This is a genomic window from Microbacterium sp. NPDC059771, from assembly GCF_042732495.1.
Taxonomy (GTDB): Bacteria; Actinomycetota; Actinomycetes; order Actinomycetales; family Microbacteriaceae; genus Microbacterium; species Microbacterium sufflavum.
This window is the reverse complement of record NZ_JBHWHK010000001.1, coordinates 798,476-822,455: the sequence shown is the minus strand read 5'-3', so window position 1 is coordinate 822,455 and position 23,980 is coordinate 798,476. Positions and strand designations below refer to the sequence as shown.

Genomic DNA, 23,980 nt, shown 5'->3' with positions numbered 1-23,980 from the left:
GTGGTGTCCGTGTTCACGACGACGTCGGTGCTCCTCCGAGGAGTCGCGGTCGGGCGATAGGTCGCCCGGGAGTGCCGCAGTTCTGCCGCATTCCCGAAAGGTACGACCATGACCATGCACTTCACCTCGGCGCCGCGTCTCAGCGACGGCGTCATCGAACGCGAGTTCGTCGTCGGGGGCGTCCCCGGCGTGCTCTGGACCCCCGTCTCCGCCTCTCCCGACACCCCCGTTCCGCTCGTCCTGCTGGGCCAGCCCGGCGGCTTCGGCCTGCAGCGAATGCGCTCCCGTCTCGCCGGCCGGGCGCGGGCGTGTGCCGCGCAGGGGGTCGCCGCCGTCGCGATCGAGCTTCCCGGTGCGGGCGAGCGCACACCGCTCGCCGGTGCCGCCGAGGCCCGCGCAGACCTGGTCCGCGCACTCGACGAAGCGCGCGCGCCAAGCGACGAGCTGATCGATCGGCTGATCCTGCCGCTCGTCGACGCGGCGGTGCCCGAGTGGCAGCGGACCATGGACGCGGTGCTCGCGCTGCCGGAGATCGGCGCGCGCGTCGGGATCTCGGGCGGGGTGATCGCGGTCGCGACGCGCCTGGCCGCTGTCGACCCGCGGATCGTCGCCGCGGGCCTGTTCGCCGGGAGCTACGTGCCGCGCGCGACCTTCGCCGAGGCCCGACGGATCACGATCCCGGTGCACGTGCTGCTGCAGTGGGACGACGAGGGCAACGACCGCGCGATGGCGCTCGAGCTGTTCGACGCGTTCGCCTCCTCGGAGAAGACGCTGCAGGCCAACCTGGGCGGCCACACCGGGGTGCCGGCCTTCGCTGCGGACGACGCCGCTCGCTTCTTCGCCCGTCACCTCGGCGCGGCGTCCGGCTGAGCTTGCGCCTGTCGCCCCGCTCCCGGTGACAGGAGCGGGGCGACGGGCCGGACCCGCTAGAGGTTGCCGTCCGCGTAGATGCGGAGGGCGTCGCGCACGAACTCGGCGCCGCGGGTGCCGCCGTCCGAGGTGGCGTAGTTCGCGCCGAAGCGCGGGTCGGCGACGTACATCTCGCCGAGCCCGGTCACGTACGCCTTCACGTCGCCGCCGGGCGCCGCGGCGGGTGTGCCGGGGATGCCCGTGAGCCACTCGACGTGACGTCGCGCGAGCTCCTGCGCCTCGGGGGACGCGGGGTCGGCACCGCTCTCGGCCGTGGCGACCCAGTCGCGTCCGAGGTCGGACACGCGCTGCTGCCAGTCGGCACGCTCGGCGTCGGTCATCCCGCGCCACCAGCGGTCGCTGTCGGCGTAGGCCTGACGACCCCAGCGCTCCTCGACCTCCTCCTTGTACTGGGTGTGGTCGAAGCCGTCGAACATGTTCTCTGCCATGAGGTTCTCACCTCCTCTCAATGCCGTGATGGTGGATTCGACCGACGCGATCTGCCGCGCCAGCCGGTTCTGCTCCGCGCGCAGCAGCGCGAGGTGGGTCTCGAGGGCTGCGGCCTCGGTCGGTGCGGCGTCAGCGCGCAGCACGTCGGCGATCTGCGGCAGTCCGAGTCCGAGCTCGCGCAGCAGCAGGATGCGCTGCAGCCGCACGAGCGCCTCGCCGTCGTAGTGCCGGTAGCCGTTCGCGGCGATGCGCGAGGGCGGGAGCAGGCCGATGTCGTCGTAGTGACGCAGCGTCCTGCTCGTGGTGCCCGCGAGCCGTGCGATCTCCTGGATCGACCAGTCCGCCTTCGTCATGTCTCCTCCTCTCGGTGTGATGTCTCCACGGTAGAAGTTGACGCAACGTCAATGTCAAGCGGTCGTGGCGGTCACCCTTGACACATCGAGATATATCGTGTTCACTGAGGGACACACGATATATCGTGATTCCGACTCAAGGAGAAGCACATGACCGAGAAGTGGCTCATCGCCCCCGGCGAGGAACGCGTCATCGACATCGAGTCGGCCACCCGGCTCAAGATCGGCCTGGTCGGCGGACAGGTCGACGTCATCGCCCACGACGAACCGGGCATCCGCATCGAGGTGCACGGCGTCACCACGAAGGACCTCCGCATCGAGTCCCACGACGGCGAGGTCGAGATCGACCACCCGCAGCTCGGCTGGGACAACTTCCTCGAGGTGTTCCGCAACTTCGGCTCGGGCGGCCCGCGCGCCGAGGTCAGCGTCGCCGTCCCCCGGTCGATCGCCCTCACCCTCGGCGTCGTCAGCGCCGGCGCCCTCGTCTCCGGCATCCGCAACGACGCCCGCCTCAACACCGTCTCGGGCGACATCATCGTCGACACCCTCATCGGCGACCTCAGCGTCAACTCCGTCTCCGGCGACGTGCAGGTGCGCGGCCTCACCGGCTCCATCAACGCCAACAGCGTCTCGGGCGACGTCGCGGTGACCGGCACCGTGCGCAAGGCGGTCGTCGACATCGTCTCCGGCTCCACGACGATCGACGCCGCGGGCGACGTGAACACCATCACCGTCAACTCGGTGTCGGGCGGCACCACCGTGCGCCTCGACGAGTCGCTCGCCGCGAACTACGTGATCCGCTCGCTCAGCGGCCGCCTCCTGATCGACGGCGTCGAGCGCAGCTCGTCCGGTCCGAGCAACTACACCGGCACCACGGGCGAGCTCGCCGGGCGCTTCGTCGACCTGCGCGCCAACTCCGTCTCCGGCGGGGTCACGGTGCTGCGCCGCACTCCGGCCTCGATCGCCGACGACCCCGAATGGGAGGAAGCATGACTCCCGCGGTCTTCTCGCACGGCGACCTGCGGCTGTATCTGCTGTCGCTGCTGGCCGAGTCGCCGCAGCACGGCTACGGCATCATCCAGTCGCTCACCGATCGCACGGGCGGCACCTACACGCCCAGCGCCGGGACCATCTACCCGCGCCTCGCGAAGCTGGAGGAGGAGGGCCTCGTGACCAAGACCGTCGACGGCCGCACCACGATCTACGCGATCACCGAGGCCGGACGCGCCGAGCTCGCCTCGCGCGAGGCCGACCTCGCGGGTATCGAGGCGGGCATCACCGACTCGGTGCGCCTGATCGCCAACGAGGTGCGCCAGAGCGTGCAGGAGGCGATGAAGAGCCTGCGGGCCGACCTCGCGACCGCGGCGAAGGACGACAGGGCCGCGGCGAAGAGCCGCCCCCGGACGGAGACCGACGACGCGCGCCTCACGAGCCGCGACGAGCTCCACCGCGCGGATGCGATCATCAACGCGTTCCGGGCACGCGTCCGCACCGACCTGCGCACGCACGTGGCGAAGGGCGGGCTGCTCCCCGCGACGATCGTCACCGAGCTCGAGAACGCCCTCGACGAGGCCGCGCGCGGCGTCACCGCGGGCCTGAGCCGGTCGGGATCGTGAACGCCCCGCCGCCGGTGGACCCGCCCGCGCGTCCGACACCGGCGGCGGATCGGTCCGCTCCGCAGCTCCCGGCGCCCACGACCGCGTCAACGGCATCCCCGCCGGAGCGCCCCCTCGCACCGGCACGCGGCATCGTCATCCACACGGGCTGACGCGAGAGGGCCCCGCCGACAACGGTCGACGGGGCCCTCTCGCGTCTGTCCGGCTACTCGGGCCAGATCTCCTTCTGGTCGTCGGGCACGAGCTCGCCCAGCGGCACCACGAGCACCGAGCGATGCTGGCGATGCGTGAGACGTGCCGCCACCGAGCCGGTGAAGAACTCCCGGATGGACTCGCCGAGGCCGCGCTTGCGCGTGCCGACCACGATCAACTGCGCATCGAGCTTGTTCGCGAGCTGCTTGATCGCCAGCGCCGGATCGCCGACGAGCTGACGGGCGGTCCAGGTGATGCCGCGGTCGCGCAGCTGGGTGGCAGCGGCAGCCTCGACCGCTTCGAACTCCGCCGCTCCCGCGTCGAAGTTGATGTCGATCGGCGCCGAGTGCACGTAGCCGTCGGGGTCCTCGTAGGTCACGAAGCGGGTGACGTCGACGTGCGCGACCACCAGCGGCGCGTTCAGCAGGCGGGCGAAGCGGACGGCCTCGTCGAGCACGCGCGGATCCTGATCCACCTGGATGCCCACGATCACCGCCTTCTGCAGCGCTGCGTTCTGCGTGGCCTCATCGGAGGGGTTCGAGGTGCTGTCGGTCATGAAGATCGCTCCCTTCGGCGGCCCGGCATCGGCCAGGGCGTGTTCCCCGCATGCTATTCTGAATGCTACTCTTACCGGCCGCGAGCCGGTGTCGTGAATGACTCGGGCGCCCGTCTGCCCGCAGCTTAACTCGTGAGGGGGTCTCAGGCATGGGCCGTGGCCGTCAGAAGGCGAAACACACAAAGATCGCCCGCGAACTCAAGGCGTACAGTCCGTCGGTGAACTACTCGGCGCTGGAGCGCGAGCTCGGGCATTCGAGCGACTCCGACGAAGACGCCTACGTCGACAAGTGGGCCGATGAGTACGCGGACGAAGACGAAGACGAACTAGAGAAGGCCTAGCCTCCCGGTTCGAAACACCCGCACCTCGTGCGGGTGTTTCGTCGTGTCCGGGCGGTTACGGATGCAGAAGCGCGGTCAGGGTGCCGGTGAGCACGAGCACCGCCAGCAGCACCACCCAGCCGAGCAGGACCACGAGGTTGAGCGCGATGCCCCACGCCGCGATCGCATGTCCGCGCGGCTCGCGCTGCCGACCGAGGAGCCCGGCGATCACCCCGACCAGCGGCGGGAACAGGGCGAAGCCGCACACGAGGGAGACGACCGCGATGACGACGCTGGCGATGCTGAGGAAGCGCTCACCGGGTTCGTCGGGCTGCGGGGTCGCCGCACCGGTCCTGACTCGGGATGGTGATGTCATGTCCATCGGGCACACTGCTTTCCGGCGGCCACAGACCGCCACGCAACGAGAGGTAACACGTTAGATTACCCCTTCGCCCCGCTCCTCCGCTTCCCTGTGCTGACGCCGGCTCGCGCAGACCAGCCGACGCGTCAGAGCCCCGCGGGTTTCCCAGGGCGGGGACGAGGACTCACGAGCAGTAAAGTTTTACATCATGGAGCGCGCGCGATTGCACTGGTGGATCTTGGCCTTGGCGGCGGCTGGCGCTCTTCTCGGCCTCTTCAGCCCCTGGGCCTTTCTCATCGAAGGTGGCCTGCTCATCCTGGTGATCCATCGCCTCACACGGCGGCCGCCTCGATCAGAAGCGGCCGTTCTCATCGCAGCCGGCGTCATTCTCGCCCTCGTCCTGGTGACGTTCGCGGCGATCGGCATCGCTACCTACTTCTACGAGGGGGTCTCCCACGGGACCTCGGTGCCGATCCGCTAGCGGCGTCACCAGTGGCCGTGCCGGCGCTCCCACTCGTCTTCGATCGTGCGGCGGCGACCGGCGACGATACCCGCGGGGATCGACACCGCGAGCACCGCGGCGACGACCAGCAGCGGCACCTGCCACCCACCGGTCGTCTCGTGCAGCAGCCCCACCAGCAGCGGGAACACCGCCGCGATCGCATAGCCGATGCTCTGCACGAAGCCGCTCAGCGCGACGGCGCTCTCGGGCGTGCGGGCACGGATGCTCAGCAGCACCAGGCTCAGCGGGAACATGATGGCCGTGAGGCCGAAGATCGCCACCCACAGCGGCAGCGCCACGGTCGGCAGGAGCAGCAGCCCGAGCAGCCCCACCAGTCCGGCCGCCACCGCCACCAGGAACAGCGGCCGCGTCGCCTGGAACCGCACCACGAGCACGGGCACCAGCATCGAGCAGGGCAGCCCGACCAGAGCGAACAGCGACAGCAGGAAGCCCGCGGTCGCCGGGCTGACGCCACCCAGGTCGACCAGGATCGTCGGCAGCCACGCGAACGCCACGTACGCCATGGTCGACGAGGTGCCGAACACGAGCGCGAGGGCCCACGCCAGCGGCAGCCGCCAGAGCCGCCCGAACACGCGCGGGCTCGCCGACTGGGTCGTGATCGGTCCGGTCGACGCGGCGACCGCGTCGCGCACATCGTCCACGCCGTCGGTCGGGTCGGGCATCAGGAGCTCGGTGGGCATCGGACGGTCGCGCTCCCCGCGCGTGCGCACCAGCAGCGTGACCCAGGGCACCAGCGCCAGCGCCGCCACCACGCCCCACATGCCGAGGGAGATGCGCCAGCCGAGCGAGTCGGCCACGGGCACCGCGACCAGCGGCGGCAGGAACGTGGAGACCGCGAGCGTGGTCGAGTACGCGGTCATCATGACGCCGAGGCGGTCGGCGAAGTACTTCTTCACCAGCGGCGGCAGCAGCACGTTGCCCGAACCGACCCCCGCGAACACCACGGCCGTCGCCGCGAGCAGGCTCCACGAGTCCGGGGCCAGACCGCGCAGCAGCATCCCGGCCGCCATCAGCACGATCGCCACGACCGCCATCCGCTCCAGGCCGAACCGACGCTCGAACAGCGGCGTCAGCAGGCCGAACAGCGCGAAGCACACCGGCGGCGCCGCCCCGATCAGCCCCACGGTCACGGACGAGACCGGGAAGTCCTCCGCGACGTGGTCGAGCACGGGAGACAGCGAGGCGACAGCGGACCGCAGCGAGAACGCGACCAGCACGATCCCGACCAGCGCGAGAGCCCGACCCTGCCAGAGCGGCCGCGCGCTCGGCGCCGTCATGAGGTCTGCGACCCCTCCACCCAGGCGAGGTATTCGTCGGTGACGGTGCCGGTGACGTACCGGCCGTCGAAGCAGCTCATGTCGAGATCCTCCAGTGCGGAGCCCTCGGTGATCGCGGCCTTCAGGTCGTCGACCTCCTGGTACACCAGGTGGTCGCAGCCCAGCTCCTCCGCGATCTCGGGGATCGTGCGGCCGTGCGCGATCAGCTCGTGCCGCGACGGCATGTTGATGCCGTACACGTGCGGGTGCCGCACGGGCGGGGCCGCCGAGGCGAAGGTCACCGAGGAGGCGCCGGCGTCGCGGGCCATCTGGATGATCTCCTTCGACGTGGTGCCGCGCACGATCGAGTCGTCGATCAGCAGCACGTTCTTGCCCTGGAACTCGGCCGACATCGCGTTGAGCTTCTGGCGCACGCTCTTCTTGCGCACCGCCTGCCCCGGCATGATGAACGTGCGGCCCACATAGCGGTTCTTGTAGAAGCCCTCGCGGTACTCGATGCCGAGCTTGCGGGCCACCTCCATCGCGGCCGGGCGCGAGGAGTCGGGGATGGGCATGACCACGTCGATCTTGTCCATCGGCACGTGCTTGGCGATCGTGTCGGCCAGCTTGTCGCCCATGCGCAGGCGCGACTCGTAGACCGAGATGCCGTTCATGATCGAGTCGGGGCGGGCGAGGTACACGTACTCGAACGCGCACGGCGCGAGGTGCGTCTCCGTGGCGCACTGCCGCGTGAACAGCTCGCCGTCGTTCGTGATGAACACGGCCTCGCCGGGCTCGACCTCGCGCACGACCTCGTAGTCGGCGTTCTCCAGCACCAGCGACTCGCTCGCGACGACCCACTCGTCGCGTCCCTCCGCGCCGGGCACGGTCGACGGACGGCGGCCCAGGATCAGCGGCCGGATGCCGAACGGGTCGCGGAACGCCAGCAGACCGTAGCCCGCGATCACCGCGATCACCGCATACGCGCCCTCGATGCGCTCGTGGGTGCGGGCGACCGCCTCGAAGATGCGCTCCGGGTCGAGGTCGACCGTCGACGTGGTGGCCTGCAGCTCGCCCGCGAGCACGTTGAGCAGCAGCTCGGTGTCGCTCGACGAGTTCAGGTGACGGCGGTCGCGCTTCGCCATCTCGGCCGTGAGCTCACGGGTGTTGGTGAGGTTGCCGTTGTGGATGAGGATGATGCCGTAGGGCGCGTTCACGTAGAACGGCTGCATCTCCTCTTCACTGGACGCGGTGCCCTTGGTGGCGTAGCGGACGTGGCCGAGACCGACGTTGCCGAGCAGCGCGCGCATGTCGCGGGTGCGGAACGCCTCGCGCACCATGCCCTGCGCCTTCGCGTTGTGCATCACGCCGTTGGCCTCCGCCGTGGCGATGCCCGTCGCGTCCTGCCCGCGATGCTGCAGCAGCAGGAGCGCGTCGTAGATGTCCTGATTGACCGGGGCTGTCCCCACCATTCCGACGATGCCGCACATGGGGTGTTACTTCGCTCCGTCCGCGTAGGCGCCAACCAGGCGCACCGCTCCACCGTCGACGCCCTTGGCGCCCTGCTCGAACTCGCCGGTCGGCCGCGGGCCGAAGCCGACGGTGCCGACCTGCCACGCGGGCATGCCCTCGGCGTCCAGCGCCGCGATCGCCGCGTCTTTCTTGTCGCCGGCGACCACCGCGAGGAAGCCGACGCCCAGGTTCCAGGTGCCCTCGGCCGACTCCAGCGTCGACCCGGCGATGTCGCTCAGCACGCGGAACACCGGGCTGGGCGACCACGTGCCGCGGTCGACCTCGGCCCAGCTGCCCTGCGGGAGCACGCGCGCGAGGTTCGCCGCGATGCCGCCGCCGGTCACGTGACTCAGGGCGTGCACGCCGCCCGCGAGCTGCTCGATCAGGCGCAGCAGCGGCAGCGTGTACAGGCGGGTGGGCTCCAGCAGGGCCTCGCCCCACGTGGTGCCGAAGTCCGCGGCGGTGTCGGCGTACGAGATGCCGGCGCCCGTGATGATGTGACGCACGAGCGAGTAGCCGTTGGAGTGCAGGCCGCTGGAGGCGACCGCGATCACCGCATCACCGTCCTGCACGCGCTCGGCGCCGAGGATCGCATCCGCCTCGACCACGCCGGTCGCGGCTCCCGCCACGTCGTAGTCGCGCGGTCCGAGAAGTCCGGGGTGCTCGGCCGTCTCGCCACCGACCAGCGCGGTGCCGGTGGCCGCGCACGCCCCGGCGATGCCGCGGACGATGTCGGCGATGCGCTCGGGCACGACCTTGCCGCACGCGATGTAGTCGGTCATGAAGAGGGGCTTCGCACCCACCACGACGATGTCATCGACGACCATGCCGACCAGGTCCTGCCCGATCGTGTCGTGCTTGTCGATGGCCTGCGCGATCGCGACCTTGGTGCCGACGCCGTCGGTGCTGGTCGCCAGCAGCGGACGCCGGAAGTCGCGCAGCGCGCTCGCGTCGAAGAGGCCGGCGAAACCGCCGACGCCGCCGAGCACTTCGGGTCCGTGCGTCGCGCGCACGGACGACTTCATCAGCTCGACCGCGAGATCGCCGGCAGCAGTATCGACACCGGCTTCGGAATAGGGGTTGGTGGGGGAGGCAGCCACTCGAACAGCCTACCGCCCGCAGCCCTACCGGATCTCCAGAGCCTCGGCCCGCTGCGCGGCCTGCCGCACGCGGAACCACATCGTGAGCTCCATGAGCGCCCGGCCGATCATGTCGTGGTCGCCGACGCGCAGATCGTCGAACGAGTCGCGGTACCCCTCGGCCAGGCGCGGCTCGGCGGCCACCATCGGCTGATACCCCATCGTCCAGTCCGCGAACCGGCGCTCGTGCAGCGGTTCGCGCAGGAGCACCCGCACGTCGTGGTGACGCGGATCCTCGGAGATGCGGGTCATGAGCGCCTCGACCACGCCCTCCTCGCCCTCGAGGATCTGCACGAACTCGCCCTCGCGGTACAGGAGGAGACCGGTGATCTCCCGCGCCTGGTTCGCCGCGCGGCTCGAGGCGAGCAGGGCCTCGAGCTCGTCGTCGCCGAACGCACGGGTGGCGGTGCTGCAGTAGACGAGCGAGAGCAGCGCGTGGTCGATCGTCATCCGAGGTGTCCCCCTGCAGCGGTGTCGTCCGTCATGGCCTCGGTCACCGCGGCGATGGCCGTGTGATGGTCGGTGAAGTCGCCGATGATCTGTGAGGCGGAGTCGAAGGCGCGCCACAGGCTCCCGGGCTGGCGGTCGACGTAGCCGAGGAAGGTTCCGGCGTGGCTGCCCACGTAGAACCCGTCCGCGACCGACGCCCACAGCGCCTTCGACGGTGTGTGCGCGGCGCCCTCCTCGGGCACGTCGAGCGTCTGCGGATGCGACACGTCAGACTCCGCGGTCCAGGTCGAGGTCGATCGCCGGCAGTCCGTCGTCGTCGACATCCCCGCCCTCGGCCGTCCGCTTCGGGTAGAAACGGTGCTCGCGCAGGGCTGCCGCGTCCGCGGAGAAGTCCGGGTCGTCGCCGTTCGACGACTGCGGACCGACCAGGAGGTCGTTCCCGACGCCGACGATCAGGTCGGCGCTGTCCTTCTCCCCGTCCACGTGGATCGGGATCTGCACGGCCGCGGACTCGCCCTCGCTGGCGAGGGAGGCGGCCAGGGTGACCAGGGCGTCCGCCACGTCGTCCGTCGTGACGACCTGCTGCCCGGCGTAGGAGACGAGTTTCATGATCATGACCCTGTCATGACGGAGCCGGTCGGAGAACGGGCTTGCGCCCGGAGCCCCCGACCGGCTACAGAGCCCGGGGGTCCGGTGCCGTGCCGCGGCATCGGACCCCGGGGAGCGCTCGCCGATCAGCTTCCGGTGACGGTGTCGCGGGCGTCCTGCGCAGTGCCCTTGACCTCGTCCACCGCGTGGGTCGCGTCATCGCGGATGTGCTCGGCGGCACCGGCGGCCTCGTCTTTCACGGCCGCGAACGCCTCCTGCGCCGGCTCCTTGAGATCCTCGCCCACGGTCTTCGCGACCTCGGTGACCTCGTCGACCAGCGGCTGGGCCTTCTCCTTCAGCTCGCCCGCCAGCTCCTTCTCCTTCGTGGAGGACGGGATGACGGCGGCGACGACGAGCCCGGCGGCGAAGGCCATGAGCCCCACCGCGAGCGGGTTGCCCTGCGCCTTCGCCACGGCGTGCCGGCCGGCATCCGCCACCGAGGACGACACGTCGCCCACGTGACTGCCCGCGTCGTCGGCCACGCCCATGACGCGGTCGACCACGGAGCGCGCGGCACCCTTCATCTTCTGCGTCTGCCGGTGCACGACCTTCGAGGGGGTGACCTTGTCGGCGAGCGCGTCGACGTCCCTGCCGAACTCCGCCCTGGTCCGCTCGATGTCCGCGCGGATCGCGTCGGGTGAATCGCTCATTTGTTCTCCTCATTCCTCTTCACGGCATCGGGGATCCGCTTGAGGCTGTCCACCGTGCGCGGCGCCCCCTCGATGCTCTTCAACTGCGTGCGTCCCGCCAGGAACAGGACCAGGGCGACCAGCGCCCAGATGACCGCGACGATCACGGCCGACCAGCCGAGACCGGTCACGTAGTAGCCGAGACCCCACCACAGCGCGACGGAGAGGAAGAAGACGGCCATCATCGCGCCGTAGCCCGCCCCGCCGAGCATGCCCGCTCCGCGGCCGGCCCGCGTCGCGGACTGCTTGAGTTCCGCCTTCGCGAGTTCCAGCTCCTGTCGCATCAGCGTGGACAGGTCGCTCGTGACCTCGCTGAGCAGGTCGCCCAGCGAGGTGGTCTCCGCCTTCTGCTCCGAAGGCGTCGGGGTGGCGTCGGTCATGGTCGCTCCTCGTCACCCGGTGCGCGGTTGGCCGCGTCCGTCCTGTCGTAGACCGGGGTGTCACCGCGGTCCTCGTCACGGGTCACACCCCACGGCGCGGTACCCGCATCGATGCCGCTCATCCCATCGGGGGCACCCGGCACGGTGCCGTCGGTCGGCAGTGGCGGCTGGCCGAGCGTGGTGCTGCCGCCCGTGTCCGAGGCTCCGGCCGCACCGACACCGGCACCCGCGCCCACGCCCGCGCTCGTCGTGGAACCGGGAACCGCCGCCGGCGTCGTCGCCGCCGCCGGGTCGAGGTTCGGAGTGGCCCCCGCTCCCGAGAGCCCGGAGGCGGTCGGCGTCGACGTGCCGGAACCCGACTCCGCCGCCCCCTCGGACAGCGCCCGGGTCAGGCGTCCCACGACGAGTCCGGCCACGGCGGCGACCGCGATGAACGTGCCCGGCTTGGCCCGCGCGTACGACTTCACCTCGGTCAGCAGCGACCCCGGGTCACGGTCGCCGATCCAGCCGGCGATGCCCTGGATGCGGGTGGAGGCCTGACGGACCAGATCCGCCGCCACCCCGCCCTCGGCGTTCTGCGCCATCGACCCGAGCTCCCCGCCGACCGACCGCAGCCCGTCCGCGACGCGACGCTGCTGGATCGCCGCCTGCTCCGACAGCTCGGCCGTGGTCTGGTGGTACAGGTCGCGGATCTGGTCCTTCGCCTCGTGCGCGACAGCGCCGGCCTCGGCCTTCGCGGTCTCGACGACCCCCGCCGCCTCATCCTTCGCGGTACCGGCGACCCCGGCCGCCTCGTGCGCGGCGGTCTTCACGGTCCCCGGCGACTCGTCCGTGCCGCCGCCGGCGACACCCTGTGCATTGCTCTGCGACATCGTTCTTCCTCTCGACTCCGCGCCGACGGCCGCCGACGTGCAGGCAGGTCTACTCCCCCCTCCGGGTATCACGGCGAGGGTTGACGCGGCTCGTCCAGGGGTTTACCTTGCGAGGACGCCGAGCCCGGTGCACCGCCCCCTACGATGGGCGCATGGCCGACAAGCCGCAGTGGCTCATCCGCGAGGACGCGAGCGTCCCCGTGCTGGTCGCGCTCGCCCTGCGGCAGCTGCTGGGCATCCGCGCGCCGGAGGACCTGCCCGCCCTCCGGGAGCTCCCCGTGCGAGCACCGGATGCCGTGGACGCCTCGCCCGCCATCGAGGCGCAGTGGCGCGACTACTGGGACATGACGGTCGAGCCGCGGGCGCATCACTCCGGGGTGCCGCTCGAGCTCATCGACGGGTTCGAGACGCTCGTCGCGCTGCCCGCGACCGGGGCAGACGAGCTCGCCGCGGCGATCCGGCCGCACGCCGCGACCGCCCTGCGCTTCGCTCACGCGGCGCACGACCGCTACGTCGGCGCCATGACCAGCCACACGGGCGGCGACGCGTACCGCGCCTATGCGAGCGCGATCGCGGAGTTCGAGCGGGAGATCGGCCGGCGCGCCCACTCGTTCGAGCTGAACGTGCAGGTGCTCCCGCTGTCACAGCGGGGCATCTGGTGGATCGGGGCGCTGTCGGTCGCAGTGACCGACGGCCTGCGGCGTGACGTGGTGGCGTTCGACGCGGCCATCCGGCCCGTGATCGCCGAGCTGGCCTGAGCTCAGTCCTCGCCGTCGACGACGGTCTCGCGGTCGACCTTCACCACGCGGTCGTGGCGCCGCGCGACCCGCTCCAGCACGAGCCCGGCGACCCCGCCGAGCGCGAGACCGATCGGTACGGTCCACAGCAGCAGGAACCCGAACACCTGACCGGGGGGATACACCACGTCGAGCGCCTGCGACTCGTCGTAGCTGCCCATCATCGTGAGGACGCCCGCGACGACGACCCCGAGCACGACCCCGATGCCCATGAGCACGCCGTACCGCGGCACACGGCGCACGGTCGCTTCGACGGTCTGGTGGGAATCCTGGGGGGCCATGTCTCCATTGTCCCACCGTCCGGGCGGGTCGGGCACCCGGCCCCCTGCGCACCCGCCCTCCCCCGGTCGTCCGGGAGAGGGCGGGTGCGTCCGCGGCTCAGACCTCGGTGGTCTCCGGCTCGGCCTGTGCCGTGCGGCTGCGGCGGGCGATCAGCACGCCTCCCCCGGCGGCGAGCGCCACGACGACGAGGCCGCCGACGATCCACGGCCAGACCGGTGCACCCTCCGTGTCGGCCGGCTCCGTCACCGCGGTGACCGCCGCGCTCGCCTCCGCGTCCGCCTCCGGCTCCTCCGCCACGGCCGTGCCGCACGCGGTGTCGACGGGGATCACGGCGGTCACCGGGTCGAGCTGCTCCCCCGCCTGATACGTGCCGAAGGCCGCGGCCCCCGCCTCGGTGAGCGTCGTGGCCACCGCGTCCAGCCGGAGCGCGCCGTCGACGACCGCGGCGTCCGCGAGCGGGAACTCCGCGAGTCGCACGCCCTGCTGGTCGACGCTCTCCCCGGCCTGCGTGGTGCCGGTCACGTCGAACACCAGGTAGCCGGTGTCGCCCGCGAGCTCGACCCTGGCGTTCCCGAGCGTGGTGTTCAGCGCACCGTCGTGACCCGTGAACGCGATGCTGCCACCGTAGGTGACGAGCCCGGTGAGCGCGGTGCCGTCGAGCGAGCCCGCACCGTTCTCCCACACGAAGTCGGGGTAGCGGTAGGCCACGTCGGTCAGGGTCCAGCCACCCTTCGCAATGCCCTCGATGTAGGTGCGGAACGACTCCTTGTACCCCCAGTTCAGCGTCGCCGCCTCGACCGTGCACGCGCCGATGGCGGCGGTCGCGCGAGCGAGGGTGAACGCGAGACCGCGGTCGACCGATCCCTGGAACGTGAGCGTGTGCGCGCCGTCCTCGAGCGCGGCGGGCAGGGCGCCCGACCAGGTCGCGACGCCCGAGGCATCGGCGGTCACGGTGTCGAGCAGCACGGGCGTGGAGTACACCACGACCTTGATGCCCTCCTCGTTGGGGCGGAACCCGGAGGCGGTGACGGTGGCCGGCTGCCCGGACGCGAGCGCGGCGAGGTTCTGCTCGTCGACGTCGATGCCCTCGCTCGCCGGCGGGGTCGCGGGGAGCGTTGCCCGCTTCACGACCGCGGCGGCGGCGACGGTGCCGGTCGACCCCGAGGGTGCCGCGGCGGCCGAGCCGATCGTGAACGTGACCGGGTCGAGCGTGGTGGAGTAGCCCGAGAGCACGCGGTCACGACCGGCGGCCGTCAGCGTGGCGGGGGCGCCCGAGTAGGTCACGGCTCCGTTCGCCGTGATCCGGGCCGCGCGCGTCAGGTCGAGCGTCGCGAACGGCACCTGGGCGCCGCCGCTGGTCACGTACACCGTCGCTGCTCCCGTCGAGGTCACCCGCACCACGGGGTCGGAGACCGTGACGTCGAGCACGCCGTGGTGACCGGTGAAGCGCACGGCGCCGCGATAGACCACGCTGCCGAGGCCGGTGCTCGCGTCGTAGTCGCCGCCGACGGTCTGCCCGAACTGGAACTGTCCGCCGGAGCGCGTCGCGCCGCCGGACACCTGGATGGCGCCCTGCGCGATGGGACCGGCGACGTAGTTCGCGAACGACGTGGAGATGGCCCAGCGCAGCGAGCCGCCCGGCACGCTCACCGGCGGCGTCGTCGGCGTCACGGGCGGCTTCGGCTCCGCCGGCTCCTCCGGGTCGTCGCCGAGCAGCGCCGTCCACTGCGCGTCGGTGATCGTGACCGCGGCGCGCGCGTGGATCGTGGCGTCGTTCGGCATCGTGTGCTGCTTCCACACGATCACCTCGTAGGTCTGGGTGCGGTCGAGGTTCTTCGCGGCGGTGTTCAGGTCGACCGTGAACGCACCGGCGTCGATGTTCCGCACGTACTGCATCGCGAGGAAGCCGCCGCCGGCCGTGACGTCGGCCTCGGTCCCCGCCTCGATGAGCGCCACGTAGGCGCCGGTGACCGCGCCGAGCTTCGCCGCGGCTGCCGTGACGGTCAGGCCGTCCTTCGCGGTGGCGGACTCCACCGACGCGGTGAGCGTGGGGGCGATGCGGTAGTCCAGGGCGACGCTGCGCTCCTGGTCGGCGTTGCGCACACCGCCTGCCGCATAGGTGTAGACGCCGTAGGAGCCGGGGGTCGCGGGCGTGTCCTTCAGGGTGAGCGTCACCTGGAACGAGCCGTCGGTGGAGATGTCGACCCACTGCGCACGGATCGCGCCCTGATACTGCGCGGGCACCTGGTCCAGCACACCCTCGGCGAGCGCCCAGGCCTGGGCACCGACGGAGCGTGTCGACGATGCGGCGCCCGTGGACGGCTGCCAGTCCGCACCGAAGTTGCCGAACACCACGTAGGTGCCCTGCGGCAGGTGCGCGGGGATGGGCACGCCGCGCCCGCCGACGTTCGCGGTCGGGTCGTAGCCGCTGCCCTTCACGACGATCCGGTCACCGGCCCTGAGCGCGACGCCGGTCGCGGGGGTCACGCCGTCGGCGAGGAACACCTCGATCGCCGCGGACGGCTCGCCCTCTCCGGGATCGGTACCCGGATCGGTACCCGGATCCGTCTCGCCCGGGTCGGTCTCGCCCGGGTCGGTCTCCCCGGGATCGGTGCCCGGGTCGGTCTCACCGGGGTCCGTCTCTCCCGGGTCGGTCTCACCGGGATCGGTGCCCGGGTCGGTCTCACCGGGATCGGTGCCCGGGTCGGTCTCCCCGGGATCGGTGCCCGGGTCGGTCTCGCCGGGATCGGTCGGCGTGGTGCCGAACAGGGCATCCCACTGTGCCGCCGAGATCGCCACGTCGCCGCGGCCGTAGATGGTCGTCTCGTTCGGGTTGGAGTGCTGCTGCCATACGAGCACCTCGTACGCCTTCGTGCGGTCGAGCGATCCCACGGCGGCGGTGAGGGCGAAGCTGCTCGCGCCGCCCTCCACGCGCGGGAACGGCAGCGCGAACGCGGCGTAGCCGCCGGACCCGGTCAGACCGCTCTCGGTGCCCTTCACGATGAGCGCGGCGTAGGCGCCGGTCACGTCGGGCAGACCGCTCGCCTGCACCTGCACGGTGAGACCGGCGGTGTCTGCGGAGGTGACGGTGGGGGTCACGGTTCCGCCGGCGGCGTGCGCGGGTGGGACGATCACCGCCCCGGCGGCGATGAGGAGGACGGAGATCAGGGCGGCGAGCAGGGCGCGCAGGCGCGGGCTCCCGGGGGATGCGATGGCTGTGTCGTTCACGATTCTCCACGGCCGCCGGGCGCGCTCGGGAGCGCTCCGGCGAGGCCGCACGGGCAGTCGGGCGAGGATGGAATATTGGTTAGGCTCAGCTAAGTAAGCCGTCGATCCCGAGCGTAGGGCGCCGCCACGACAGCGTCAAGTTTTAGGATAGCCTTGCCTAATGCGACGCCTCTCCGCCCTCGTCCTGGCTGCCGCTCTCGCCGTCGGACTCGCCGCCTGCGCCGACCCCGACGCCACCGCCGCGGCCCCGCCCGCCGTTGACGACACCTGCCCTCAGGCCTCGGTCCCCCTCACCGAGCTCGACCTCGTGGACGACGTCCGCACCGCCACGGGTCCCGCGACCGCCTGCCTCGCCAGCCACGCGATCACCCCGGTCGACGACCGCACCGCGCCCCAGCTGCCCGTGACGGTGACCGACAGCGAGGGTCGGACGGTCGCGGTGACCGACGTCGACCGCATCCTCCCGATCGACATCTCCGGCACGATCGCGTCCACGGTGTTCGCGCTCGGCCTCGGCGACCAGGTGGTCGGCCGTGACTCCTCGACGCTGTTCCCCGGCACCGAGGAGCTGCCCGTGGTCACGAAGACCGGCCACACGCTCAACCCCGAGGCGATCCTCGGGCTCGCTCCCACCGTCATCCTCACCGACACCACGATCGGCCCGAAGGAAGTCCGCCAGCAGCTCCGGGACGCCGGGATCGCGGTCGTCGTCATCTCGGGCGACCGTCGCCTCGACACCACCGATGCGCTCGTCACCGAGATCGCCGCCGCGCTCGGGGTGCCCAGCCGCGGCGCCGAGCTGATCGAGCGCCTCGATGCGCGGGTGGCGTCCGTGCTCGGCGAGATCGCGCAGGTGACCCCGGCCGCACCGGAGGACCGCGCCCGCATGCTGTTCCTCTACGTGCGCGGCAGCGCCAACGTCTACTACATCTTCGGCGCGGACTCGGGGGCGGACTCGCTCATCGATGCGGTCGGCGGTGTCGACGTCGCCTCCGAGATCGGCTGGGAGGGCATGAAGCCGATGACCGCGGAGGCCCTGGTCGCCGCGCAGCCGGACGTGCTCGTCATGATGACCGACGGCCTGGAGTCCGTGGGAGGCATCGACGGGCTGATCGAACGGATCCCCGCCGTGGCACAGACCCCCGCCGGGGCGAACCGCCGGGTGATCGACATGGCCGACGCGGAGATCCTGAGCTTCGGTCCCCGGTCGGCCGACGTGATCGGCGCCCTCGCCCGCGCGCTGTACACCGCCGAGCCGCCCCAGTGAGCGGCGAGGTCGTCACCCCTACGCCGACGCGGCACCGCGGACTGCGCTTCGGGCTGGTCGTCACGGGGCTCCTCGTCGCCCTCGCCGTCACGTGCGTCGTCTCGATCACCAGCGGTCAGTACGACCTGTCGCCCACGGCGTTGCTGGGCGTGCTGCTGCGGGGCCTCGGCATCGACACCGCCTGGGCGCCGGACGCCGCCACGGACTACGGCGTGATCTACACCCTGCGACTGCCGCGCCTGGTGCTCGGCCTGCTCGTGGGCGCCGCGCTCGCGGTGTCCGGCGTGCTCATGCAGGCGATCTTCGGCAACCCCCTCGCCGACGCGGGCGTGGTGGGCGTCTCGTCGGGCGCGGCGCTCGGTGCGGCGGCCAGCATCACGTTCGGCCTCGCCACGTTCGGCATGTGGACCACCCCCGCGTTCGCGTTCCTGGGCGGGCTGGTCGCGGTCTTCTCCGTGTACCTCCTCAGCCGCTCGGGCGGCCGCACCGAGGTCGTGACCCTGCTGCTCACCGGCATCGCCATCAACGCGATCGCCGGGGCGGGCATGGCGTTCTTCACCTTCCTCGGCACCACGTCGACGCGCGAGCAGATCGTGTTCTGGCAGCTCGGGTCGCTCAACGGGGCCCTCTGGTCGAACATCCAGCTCGTGGCGCCGCTCGTCGCGATCGGCGTCGTGGTCGCCCTGATCGTCGCGCCGAGCCTCGACCTCTTCGCCCTCGGCGAGCGCACCGCCCGGCACCTCGGCGTGCGCGTCGAGCTGCTGCGCCTCGTGGTCATCGTGACCGTCGCACTGCTGGTGTGCGCCGCGGTCGCGTTCGCCGGGATCATCGGTTTCGCCGGCCTCGTCGTGCCGCACCTCATGCGCATGATGATCGGACCCGCACACCTGCCCCTCGTGATCGCCTCGGCCCTCGGCGGCGCGCTGCTCATCGCGGTCGCCGACCTCGTCGCCCGCACGGCCGTTCCCCTGGCCGACCTTCCGATCGGCATGATCACCTCCCTCGTGGGCGGGCCGTTCTTCCTCTGGCTGCTGGTGCGCACGCGCCGTCGCTCGGGAGGGTGGGCGTGATGCCGCGGCTGCGGGGCACCGGACTCACGGTGCGCGTGGGCGAGGGACGCACCATCCTCCACGACGCCTCGATCGACGTGCACGCGGGCGAGGTGCACGCGCTCGTCGGACCGAACGGCGCGGGCAAGTCCACCCTGTTCGGCGTGCTGGCGGGCGATGTCGCCCCGGCCTCCGGGGAGGTGCTCCTCGACGGCCGCCCGCTGCGAGACCTGCGGCCGCGTGCCCTCGCGCAGCAGCGGGCCGTGCTGCTGCAGGAGAACACGGTCACCTTCCCGTTCACCGCGGAACAGGTCGTGCGCATGGGCCGCACCCCGTGGGCGCGCACCCCCGCGGTCGACGACGACGACCGGATCGTCGCGGACGCCATGACGCAGACCGAGGTCACGGCGCTCGGGCCCCGCGCGGTGCCCTCCCTCTCCGGCGGCGAGCGCGCCCGCGTGGCCCTGGCCCGGGTGATCGCCCAGAGCACCGGCGTGCTGCTGCTGGACGAGCCCACCGCGGCCCTCGACCTCAAGCACCACGAAGACGTCATGCGGCTCCTCCGCGCCCGCGCCGCCGAGGGGGCCGCGGTGGCCATCGTGCTGCACGACCTGAATGCCGCGCTCGCGCACGCCGACCGCGTGACCCTGCTCGCGGACGGCCGCGTCACCGCCGGCGGAACCCCGGCCGAGGTGCTCACGGCCTCCCGGATCGAGCAGGTCTACGGGCAACCCGTCGACGTGTTCCCCCACCCGGCCACGGGCGTGCCCCTCGTGGTCGCGCGACGCTAGGGCCGCAGCGGCAGCACCCCGGCGAGGTCGGCCCTGGTGCCGGAGGCGTGCACCCGACCGGACTCGGCCGCGGCGGTCCAGGCCTCGGCGCCCGTGGCGACCGCGATCCAGGTCGCCGCGTCCATCTCCACGACGTTCGGCGGGGTGCCCCTGGTGTGCCGCGGGCCCTGGATCACCTGCACGGCCCCGAACGGCGGCACCCGCACCTCGACGCTGTTGCCCGGCGCCTTCTCGTCGAGCAGCTGCAGCAGATACCGCACCGCGGTCGCGAGCGACGTGCGCGGGGGCCTCTCGCCCGCCGCCTCCGCCGCCCGGACGGCGTCGAGGGCCGCACGACCGTCGATGATGTCGATCTTCCTCGCCATGGCTCCACCCTAGAACCGCGGCCCCCGCACCCGGCCGCGGCCTAAGCTCGGGGTATGAGCATGCACCCCCAGGGCGCGCGCGCCGAGCTGCTCGCCGCCGCCACGGATCACACCTGGGGCGTGCCGATCCCGCCGCTCGCCGACCCGCGCACCGCGCACGACGCCGCCGTGCTCATCCTGTTCGGCGTGCTCGACCGCACCCCGGCCCCCGCCGCCGACGCCGCCGTCTCGCGCGACCTCGACGTGCTGCTGCAGCGCCGCGCCCCCACGCTGTCGTCGCACCCCGGGCAGATATCGTTCCCCGGTGGTCGCGTCGAGCCGACCGACGCGGATGCCGTGGCCACCGCGCTGCGCGAGGCCGAGGAGGAGACGGGACTCGACCCCGCGGGGGTCGAGGTGCTGTCGACCCTCCCGGTCATCCCGCTCGCCGCGAGCAACCACCTCGTCACGCCCGTGCTCGCGTGGTGGCAGTCGCCGTCGCGGGTCGTCGCCGTCGATCATGCGGAGACCGTCGAGGTGTTCCGCGTGCCGGTGGCCCAGCTGCTCGACCCCGCGACCCGGTTCACCTCGACGCTGTCGCGGATGGGCCGCACGTTCCGCGGCCCGGCGTTCGACGTGGACGGCACCATCGTGTGGGGGTTTACGGCCATGGTGCTCGATGCCCTGTTCGACGCCACCGGCTGGACGGTGCCGTGGGATGCGACCGTGGAGCGGCCCATCGAGCTGTGACGCGCGGGCGGCCGAAACCCGCCGTACCGGCCTCGGTAGGCTGGACGGGTGAAGATCCTCGTCCTCGGTTCCGGTGCCCGTGAGCACGCGATCATCCTCGCCCTGCGCGCAGAGGAGGTGGAGCACGAGATCGTCGTCGCCCCGGGCAACGCCGGCATCGCGCACGACGCGACGCCCGTGTCGGTCGACCCGCTCGACGCGGCCGCGGTCACGGCGTTCGCGAACGAGCACGCGGTCGACCTCGTCGTGATCGGGCCGGAGGCTCCACTGGTCGCCGGTGTCGCCGACGAGCTCCGCGAGCGCGGCATCCCCGTGTTCGGACCGGGCAGGGCCGCGGCGCAGCTGGAGGGGTCGAAGTCGTTCGCCAAGCGGGTCATGGACGCCGCGGGCGTGCCGACCGGGCGGGCCGTGCGTGCCGCGACGACCGCCGAGGTCGAGGCCGCGTTCGACGACCTGGGCGCCCCGTACGTGGTCAAGGCCGACGGGCTCGCCGCGGGCAAGGGCGTGATCGTGACGGACGACCGCGCCGAGGCGCTCGCGCACGCCGCGCAGTATCTTCCCGCCGGGCCCGTGCTCGTGGAGGAGTTCCTGTCCGGTCCCGAGGTGTCGCTGTTCTTCCTGAGCGACGGCGACACCGTGCGGGCGCTCAGCCCCGCGCAGGACTTCAAGCGGGCGTACGACGGCGACGCCGGTCCCAACACGGGCGGCATGGGCGCGTACTCCCCGCTGCCGTGGCTCGCGGAGCAGTTCGGCAGCGAGCAGGCCTTCGTCGAGGAGGTCACGCGCGACGTGGCGCTCCCCGTGGTCCGGCAGCTCGACGCGGAGGGCACGCCGTTCATCGGGCTGCTGTACGCCGGGCTCATCCTCACCCCGAACGGCGTGCGGGTGATCGAGTTCAACGCGCGCTTCGGCGACCCCGAGACGCAGGTCGTGCTGCCGCGGCTGCAGACCCCGCTGTCGCAGTTGCTGTTCGCCGCGGCCTCGGGCACGCTCGAGGATCAGCCGGAGCCGGAGTTCCGTGACGACGCCGCCATCACCGTGGTGCTCGCGAGCGAGGGCTACCCGGAGTCGCCGCAGACCGGCCGTCCGATCGAGGGCCTGGACGCGGCGGCCGAGGTCGAGGGTGTGCGCCTGGTGCACGCCGCGACCGCGAGCCCCGACGCGCCCGGAGGCTCCCTCATCGCCACGGGCGGCCGCGTGCTGAACGTGGTCGCCGTCGCCCCGGACTTCCGCACGGCGCGCGACCGCGCATACGACGCGATCGGGCGCATCCGACTCGAGGGCGCGCACTTCCGCAGCGACATCGCCGCCCGCGTCGCCGAGTAGCGCGCGGCCCGGCGGGAGGGAGCGTTCGCGACAGGGGTCGCGCGAATCCTGCCGTTCTGCGGGGACCGGCTTGACACCGCTGACTTTCTTCAAGAAAGTGACGGCATGCCCCTCCGTTCCGACTGGTCGTCCGCGACGTGCCCGATCGCCCGCTCGGCCGACGTGCTCGCCGACCCCTGGGTCCTGCTCCTGCTGCGCGAACTGTTCTCCGGCCGCACCCGCTTCGACGAGCTGCGCGCGGCCACGGGTGCCGCCGACTCCGTGCTGTCGCGCCGGCTCACCGCCATGCACGACGCCGGGCTCCTGACCCGCGAAGACCCGAGCGAGGCTCGCAGCGGCTACCGCCTGACCGACGCCGGACTCGCGACGCTGCCGATCCTCCACGCGTACGCCCGCTTCAGCCGCACGACCGACCCGGACGGCCCCTGGGGGCTCGAGGTCTCGTGCGCGCGCTGCGGTGACACCGCCGTCTCCGTGGACTGGTGCGCGCACTGCGACGCCCCGCTCGACGCGCACAGCACCCGGTGGGCCCGGCGCAGCATGGGCGGCGAGCCGTTCGCGCTGCACACCGGGGCGAACGCATGACCGCCGAGTCCGTCGACGAGCCCGTACAGGACCCACCCGCACGCCGTCGCCGCCTCCACCCCGCCTGGACGGTCGCGCTCGTCGCCCTCATCGCCCTGATCGGCGCCGCGGGGTTCCGGGCGGCGCCGGGCGTGCTCATGGTGCCGCTGGAGGAGGAGTTCGGCTGGACGACGGCCGAGCTGTCGCTCGCGGTCTCCGTCAACCTGCTGCTGTACGGGCTGATCGCCCCCTTCGCGGCCGCGCTCATGCAACGCTTCGGCATCCGCGCGGTCACCGTCACCGCCCTGTTCGTGATCGGTGCGGGCGCCGCCCTGAGCGTGCTCGTCGCCACCCCCGCGCAGCTCATCCTCACGTGGGGCGTGCTGATCGGACTCGGCACCGGGTCGATGGCGCTCGTGTTCGCCGCGACCATCACCGACACCTGGTTCGCGACGCGCCGCGGTCTCGTGTCCGGCGTGCTCACCGCGGGCAGCGCCACCGGACAGCTGATCTTCCTGCCGGTCATCGCGGCCGCGGCGGAGGACATCGGCTGGCGAGGGGCGTCGTTCATCATCGCGGGCGGCGCGCTCGCGGTCGCGCCCCTGGTGTGGATCTTCGTGCGCAACCGCCCGAGCGACCTCGGCGTCGGACGGTACGGCGAGCCCGCGCCCGCCTCCCCACCGGCACCCCTGCCCCGAGGCAACGCCTGGGGTGCCGCCGCCCTCGCCCTCCGCACGCTCCGCGAGGCAGCCCGCACCAAGACGTTCTGGGCCCTCGCGATCGGCTTCGCGATCTGCGGCGCGACCACCAACGGCCTGATCGGCACGCACTTCATCCCCAGCGCGCACGACCACGGCATGCCGACCACGACCGCCGCCGGACTCCTGGCCGTGGTCGGGATCTTCGACATCGCGGGCACCGTGTTCTCCGGCTGGCTGACCGACCGCGTCAACCCGCGCATCCTGCTCGCCGCGTACTACGCCCTGCGCGGGGTGAGCCTGCTGTTCCTGCCCAGCCTGCTGTCGGCCGAGGTGCAGCCCAGCATCATCGTGTTCATCGTGATCTACGGCCTCGACTGGGTCGCCACGGTGCCGCCGACGATCGCGCTGTGCCGCGAGGTGTTCGGCGACCGCGGCCCGCTGGTGTTCGGCTGGGTGTTCGCCGCCCATCAGATCGGTGCGGGCATCGCCTCGATCCTCGCGGGGCTCGTGCGCGACCACACCGGTCAGTACACGGTCGCGTGGTTCGCCGCGGCCGGCCTCTGCGCCGTCGCGGCGCTGGTCAGCGCGACCATCCGTCGCCACCCCGCACCCGTCCGCGAGTAGCCCGCTCCTTTCGCGGAACGACGCGGATGCG

Annotated in this window: 28 protein-coding genes; 13 read left to right on the top strand and 15 right to left on the bottom strand. The window is 72.2% G+C overall.

What is annotated here, in order from left to right; all coding sequences use genetic code 11:
- Window positions 1-108 precede the first annotated feature (108 nt).
- Window positions 109-870 (top strand): dienelactone hydrolase family protein, encoded by a 762-nt coding sequence (locus tag ACFV3I_RS03970; protein WP_378822412.1) that lies wholly within the window; start codon window positions 109-111, stop codon window positions 868-870.
- Between the two features lie 56 nt (window positions 871-926).
- Here the strand turns inward: ACFV3I_RS03970 and ACFV3I_RS03965 are convergent, their stop codons facing one another.
- Window positions 927-1,712 (bottom strand): MerR family transcriptional regulator, encoded by a 786-nt coding sequence (locus ACFV3I_RS03965; protein ID WP_136036066.1) that lies wholly within the window; start codon window positions 1,710-1,712, stop codon window positions 927-929.
- 150 nt (window positions 1,713-1,862) lie between these two features.
- On the opposite strand from ACFV3I_RS03965, the gene ACFV3I_RS03960 reads away from it, so the two are divergent.
- Window positions 1,863-2,705, top strand: a complete 843-nt coding sequence (locus tag ACFV3I_RS03960; RefSeq protein WP_136029189.1) for a DUF4097 family beta strand repeat-containing protein — start codon at window positions 1,863-1,865, stop codon at window positions 2,703-2,705.
- Window positions 2,702-3,328: a PadR family transcriptional regulator gene (locus ACFV3I_RS03955; RefSeq protein WP_136029187.1), complete on the top strand. Its 627-nt coding sequence runs from the start codon at window positions 2,702-2,704 to the stop codon at window positions 3,326-3,328. Before ACFV3I_RS03960 ends, ACFV3I_RS03955 begins: the two co-directional genes overlap by 4 nt.
- Before the next feature lie 205 nt (window positions 3,329-3,533).
- Here the strand turns inward: ACFV3I_RS03955 and ACFV3I_RS03950 are convergent, their stop codons facing one another.
- Window positions 3,534-4,076, bottom strand: coding sequence for a universal stress protein (locus ACFV3I_RS03950; protein WP_136029185.1), 543 nt, complete (start codon window positions 4,074-4,076; stop codon window positions 3,534-3,536).
- A gap of 149 nt (window positions 4,077-4,225) precedes the next feature.
- Between ACFV3I_RS03950 and ACFV3I_RS03945 the strand changes: the two genes are divergently transcribed.
- On the top strand, window positions 4,226-4,417 hold the full coding sequence (locus ACFV3I_RS03945) for a DUF3073 domain-containing protein (protein ID WP_136029183.1): 192 nt from the start codon (window positions 4,226-4,228) through the stop codon (window positions 4,415-4,417).
- 55 nt (window positions 4,418-4,472) lie between these two features.
- Here ACFV3I_RS03945 and ACFV3I_RS03940 read toward each other — a convergent pair whose 3' ends face one another.
- Window positions 4,473-4,772: a hypothetical protein gene (locus tag ACFV3I_RS03940; RefSeq protein ID WP_378822411.1), complete on the bottom strand. Its 300-nt coding sequence runs from the start codon at window positions 4,770-4,772 to the stop codon at window positions 4,473-4,475.
- A gap of 193 nt (window positions 4,773-4,965) precedes the next feature.
- On the opposite strand from ACFV3I_RS03940, the gene ACFV3I_RS03935 reads away from it, so the two are divergent.
- Window positions 4,966-5,238 (top strand): hypothetical protein, encoded by a 273-nt coding sequence (locus tag ACFV3I_RS03935; RefSeq protein ID WP_378822409.1) that lies wholly within the window; start codon window positions 4,966-4,968, stop codon window positions 5,236-5,238.
- 5 nt (window positions 5,239-5,243) lie between these two features.
- Here ACFV3I_RS03935 and ACFV3I_RS03930 read toward each other — a convergent pair whose 3' ends face one another.
- From ACFV3I_RS03930 to ACFV3I_RS03890, 9 genes are all read right to left on the bottom strand, one after another.
- A complete protein-coding gene (locus ACFV3I_RS03930) occupies window positions 5,244-6,557 on the bottom strand; it encodes a CynX/NimT family MFS transporter (RefSeq protein WP_378822408.1) in 1,314 nt (437 codons plus the stop codon).
- The gene (gene purF / locus ACFV3I_RS03925) at window positions 6,554-8,026 is read right to left on the bottom strand and encodes an amidophosphoribosyltransferase (RefSeq protein WP_378822407.1); all 1,473 of its coding nucleotides are present in this window, start codon (window positions 8,024-8,026) and stop codon (window positions 6,554-6,556) included. The genes ACFV3I_RS03930 and purF overlap by 4 nt, the downstream gene beginning before the upstream one ends.
- A 6-nt stretch (window positions 8,027-8,032) precedes the next feature.
- Window positions 8,033-9,148: a phosphoribosylformylglycinamidine cyclo-ligase gene (purM, locus tag ACFV3I_RS03920; RefSeq protein WP_136036061.1), complete on the bottom strand. Its 1,116-nt coding sequence runs from the start codon at window positions 9,146-9,148 to the stop codon at window positions 8,033-8,035.
- A gap of 24 nt (window positions 9,149-9,172) precedes the next feature.
- Window positions 9,173-9,637, bottom strand: coding sequence for a BLUF domain-containing protein (locus tag ACFV3I_RS03915; RefSeq protein ID WP_378822405.1), 465 nt, complete (start codon window positions 9,635-9,637; stop codon window positions 9,173-9,175).
- Complete coding sequence (locus tag ACFV3I_RS03910) at window positions 9,634-9,903, bottom strand: hypothetical protein (RefSeq protein ID WP_378822404.1); 270 nt, start codon at window positions 9,901-9,903, stop codon at window positions 9,634-9,636. The genes ACFV3I_RS03915 and ACFV3I_RS03910 overlap by 4 nt, the downstream gene beginning before the upstream one ends.
- 1 nt (window position 9,904) lies before the next feature.
- Window positions 9,905-10,246: a hypothetical protein gene (locus tag ACFV3I_RS03905; protein ID WP_378822403.1), complete on the bottom strand. Its 342-nt coding sequence runs from the start codon at window positions 10,244-10,246 to the stop codon at window positions 9,905-9,907.
- A 125-nt stretch (window positions 10,247-10,371) separates the two neighbouring features.
- A complete protein-coding gene (locus ACFV3I_RS03900) occupies window positions 10,372-10,935 on the bottom strand; it encodes a DUF3618 domain-containing protein (RefSeq protein ID WP_378822402.1) in 564 nt (187 codons plus the stop codon).
- Window positions 10,932-11,354: a phage holin family protein gene (locus tag ACFV3I_RS03895; protein WP_136029164.1), complete on the bottom strand. Its 423-nt coding sequence runs from the start codon at window positions 11,352-11,354 to the stop codon at window positions 10,932-10,934. The genes ACFV3I_RS03900 and ACFV3I_RS03895 overlap by 4 nt, the downstream gene beginning before the upstream one ends.
- A complete protein-coding gene (locus tag ACFV3I_RS03890) occupies window positions 11,351-12,226 on the bottom strand; it encodes a hypothetical protein (RefSeq protein WP_378822401.1) in 876 nt (291 codons plus the stop codon). Before ACFV3I_RS03890 ends, ACFV3I_RS03895 begins: the two co-directional genes overlap by 4 nt.
- Before the next feature lie 152 nt (window positions 12,227-12,378).
- On the opposite strand from ACFV3I_RS03890, the gene ACFV3I_RS03885 reads away from it, so the two are divergent.
- On the top strand, window positions 12,379-12,984 hold the full coding sequence (locus ACFV3I_RS03885; RefSeq protein WP_136036058.1) for a zinc-binding alcohol dehydrogenase: 606 nt from the start codon (window positions 12,379-12,381) through the stop codon (window positions 12,982-12,984).
- A 2-nt stretch (window positions 12,985-12,986) separates the two neighbouring features.
- On the opposite strand, the gene ACFV3I_RS03880 is transcribed toward ACFV3I_RS03885, so the two are convergent.
- Window positions 12,987-13,304, bottom strand: a complete 318-nt coding sequence (locus ACFV3I_RS03880) for a potassium transporter Trk (RefSeq protein WP_136036057.1) — start codon at window positions 13,302-13,304, stop codon at window positions 12,987-12,989.
- 97 nt (window positions 13,305-13,401) lie between these two features.
- Window positions 13,402-16,533 (bottom strand): HtaA domain-containing protein, encoded by a 3,132-nt coding sequence (locus tag ACFV3I_RS03875; RefSeq protein WP_378822400.1) that lies wholly within the window; start codon window positions 16,531-16,533, stop codon window positions 13,402-13,404.
- Window positions 16,534-16,693: 160 nt separating this feature from the next.
- Between ACFV3I_RS03875 and ACFV3I_RS03870 the strand changes: the two genes are divergently transcribed.
- From ACFV3I_RS03870 to ACFV3I_RS03860, 3 genes are read left to right on the top strand one after another with little or no spacing between them, the layout of a single operon-like run.
- Window positions 16,694-17,800 carry a hemin ABC transporter substrate-binding protein gene (locus tag ACFV3I_RS03870; protein ID WP_378822398.1) on the top strand — a complete coding sequence of 369 codons (1,107 nt, stop codon included), beginning with the start codon at window positions 16,694-16,696 and terminating at the stop codon, window positions 17,798-17,800.
- Window positions 17,797-18,870: a FecCD family ABC transporter permease gene (locus ACFV3I_RS03865; protein ID WP_378803275.1), complete on the top strand. Its 1,074-nt coding sequence runs from the start codon at window positions 17,797-17,799 to the stop codon at window positions 18,868-18,870. Before ACFV3I_RS03870 ends, ACFV3I_RS03865 begins: the two co-directional genes overlap by 4 nt.
- On the top strand, window positions 18,870-19,640 hold the full coding sequence (locus ACFV3I_RS03860; protein WP_378822397.1) for a heme ABC transporter ATP-binding protein: 771 nt from the start codon (window positions 18,870-18,872) through the stop codon (window positions 19,638-19,640). The genes ACFV3I_RS03865 and ACFV3I_RS03860 overlap by 1 nt, the downstream gene beginning before the upstream one ends.
- On the opposite strand, the gene ACFV3I_RS03855 is transcribed toward ACFV3I_RS03860, so the two are convergent.
- Window positions 19,637-20,005, bottom strand: coding sequence for a sterol carrier family protein (locus ACFV3I_RS03855; RefSeq protein WP_136032839.1), 369 nt, complete (start codon window positions 20,003-20,005; stop codon window positions 19,637-19,639). The genes ACFV3I_RS03860 and ACFV3I_RS03855 overlap by 4 nt on opposite strands.
- A 54-nt stretch (window positions 20,006-20,059) precedes the next feature.
- Here ACFV3I_RS03855 and ACFV3I_RS03850 point away from each other — a divergent pair, with 54 nt between their 5' ends.
- The 4 genes from ACFV3I_RS03850 (at window position 20,060) to ACFV3I_RS03835 (ending at window position 23,949) form a co-directional block, all read left to right on the top strand.
- Complete coding sequence (locus ACFV3I_RS03850; RefSeq protein ID WP_378822396.1) at window positions 20,060-20,734, top strand: NUDIX hydrolase; 675 nt, start codon at window positions 20,060-20,062, stop codon at window positions 20,732-20,734.
- Window positions 20,735-20,782: 48 nt separating this feature from the next.
- Window positions 20,783-22,060, top strand: a complete 1,278-nt coding sequence (purD, locus tag ACFV3I_RS03845; protein ID WP_136032835.1) for a phosphoribosylamine--glycine ligase — start codon at window positions 20,783-20,785, stop codon at window positions 22,058-22,060.
- Between the two features lie 105 nt (window positions 22,061-22,165).
- Window positions 22,166-22,645, top strand: a complete 480-nt coding sequence (locus tag ACFV3I_RS03840; RefSeq protein WP_136032833.1) for a helix-turn-helix domain-containing protein — start codon at window positions 22,166-22,168, stop codon at window positions 22,643-22,645.
- A complete protein-coding gene (locus ACFV3I_RS03835) occupies window positions 22,642-23,949 on the top strand; it encodes an MFS transporter (protein ID WP_247638241.1) in 1,308 nt (435 codons plus the stop codon). The genes ACFV3I_RS03840 and ACFV3I_RS03835 overlap by 4 nt, the downstream gene beginning before the upstream one ends.
- The last annotated feature ends 31 nt before the right edge of the window (window positions 23,950-23,980 follow it).

Excerpts from the sequence above, each read along its gene's own strand:
- ACFV3I_RS03870 (WP_378822398.1), top strand. The coding sequence starts at position 16,694 with ATGCGACGCCTCTCCGCCCTCGTCCTGGCTGCCGCTCTCGCCGTCGGA.
- ACFV3I_RS03945 (WP_136029183.1), top strand. The coding sequence starts at position 4,226 with ATGGGCCGTGGCCGTCAGAAGGCGAAACACACAAAGATCGCCCGCGAA.
- ACFV3I_RS03840 (WP_136032833.1), top strand. The coding sequence starts at position 22,166 with ATGCCCCTCCGTTCCGACTGGTCGTCCGCGACGTGCCCGATCGCCCGC.
- ACFV3I_RS03930 (WP_378822408.1), bottom strand. The coding sequence starts at position 6,557 with ATGACGGCGCCGAGCGCGCGGCCGCTCTGGCAGGGTCGGGCTCTCGCG.
- ACFV3I_RS03935 (WP_378822409.1), top strand. The coding sequence starts at position 4,966 with ATGGAGCGCGCGCGATTGCACTGGTGGATCTTGGCCTTGGCGGCGGCT.
- ACFV3I_RS03885 (WP_136036058.1), top strand. The coding sequence starts at position 12,379 with ATGGCCGACAAGCCGCAGTGGCTCATCCGCGAGGACGCGAGCGTCCCC.
- ACFV3I_RS03850 (WP_378822396.1), top strand. The coding sequence starts at position 20,060 with ATGAGCATGCACCCCCAGGGCGCGCGCGCCGAGCTGCTCGCCGCCGCC.
- ACFV3I_RS03960 (WP_136029189.1), top strand. The coding sequence starts at position 1,863 with ATGACCGAGAAGTGGCTCATCGCCCCCGGCGAGGAACGCGTCATCGAC.
- ACFV3I_RS03950 (WP_136029185.1), bottom strand. The coding sequence starts at position 4,076 with ATGACCGACAGCACCTCGAACCCCTCCGATGAGGCCACGCAGAACGCA.
- ACFV3I_RS03970 (WP_378822412.1), top strand. The coding sequence starts at position 109 with ATGACCATGCACTTCACCTCGGCGCCGCGTCTCAGCGACGGCGTCATC.
- ACFV3I_RS03895 (WP_136029164.1), bottom strand. The coding sequence starts at position 11,354 with ATGACCGACGCCACCCCGACGCCTTCGGAGCAGAAGGCGGAGACCACC.
- purF (WP_378822407.1), bottom strand. The coding sequence starts at position 8,026 with ATGTGCGGCATCGTCGGAATGGTGGGGACAGCCCCGGTCAATCAGGAC.
- ACFV3I_RS03905 (WP_378822403.1), bottom strand. The coding sequence starts at position 10,246 with ATGAAACTCGTCTCCTACGCCGGGCAGCAGGTCGTCACGACGGACGAC.
- ACFV3I_RS03860 (WP_378822397.1), top strand. The coding sequence starts at position 18,870 with ATGCCGCGGCTGCGGGGCACCGGACTCACGGTGCGCGTGGGCGAGGGA.
- ACFV3I_RS03900 (WP_378822402.1), bottom strand. The coding sequence starts at position 10,935 with ATGAGCGATTCACCCGACGCGATCCGCGCGGACATCGAGCGGACCAGG.
- ACFV3I_RS03890 (WP_378822401.1), bottom strand. The coding sequence starts at position 12,226 with ATGTCGCAGAGCAATGCACAGGGTGTCGCCGGCGGCGGCACGGACGAG.
- ACFV3I_RS03965 (WP_136036066.1), bottom strand. The coding sequence starts at position 1,712 with ATGACGAAGGCGGACTGGTCGATCCAGGAGATCGCACGGCTCGCGGGC.
- ACFV3I_RS03880 (WP_136036057.1), bottom strand. The coding sequence starts at position 13,304 with ATGGCCCCCCAGGATTCCCACCAGACCGTCGAAGCGACCGTGCGCCGT.
- ACFV3I_RS03955 (WP_136029187.1), top strand. The coding sequence starts at position 2,702 with ATGACTCCCGCGGTCTTCTCGCACGGCGACCTGCGGCTGTATCTGCTG.
- ACFV3I_RS03855 (WP_136032839.1), bottom strand. The coding sequence starts at position 20,005 with ATGGCGAGGAAGATCGACATCATCGACGGTCGTGCGGCCCTCGACGCC.
- ACFV3I_RS03940 (WP_378822411.1), bottom strand. The coding sequence starts at position 4,772 with ATGACATCACCATCCCGAGTCAGGACCGGTGCGGCGACCCCGCAGCCC.
- ACFV3I_RS03915 (WP_378822405.1), bottom strand. The coding sequence starts at position 9,637 with ATGACGATCGACCACGCGCTGCTCTCGCTCGTCTACTGCAGCACCGCC.
- ACFV3I_RS03835 (WP_247638241.1), top strand. The coding sequence starts at position 22,642 with ATGACCGCCGAGTCCGTCGACGAGCCCGTACAGGACCCACCCGCACGC.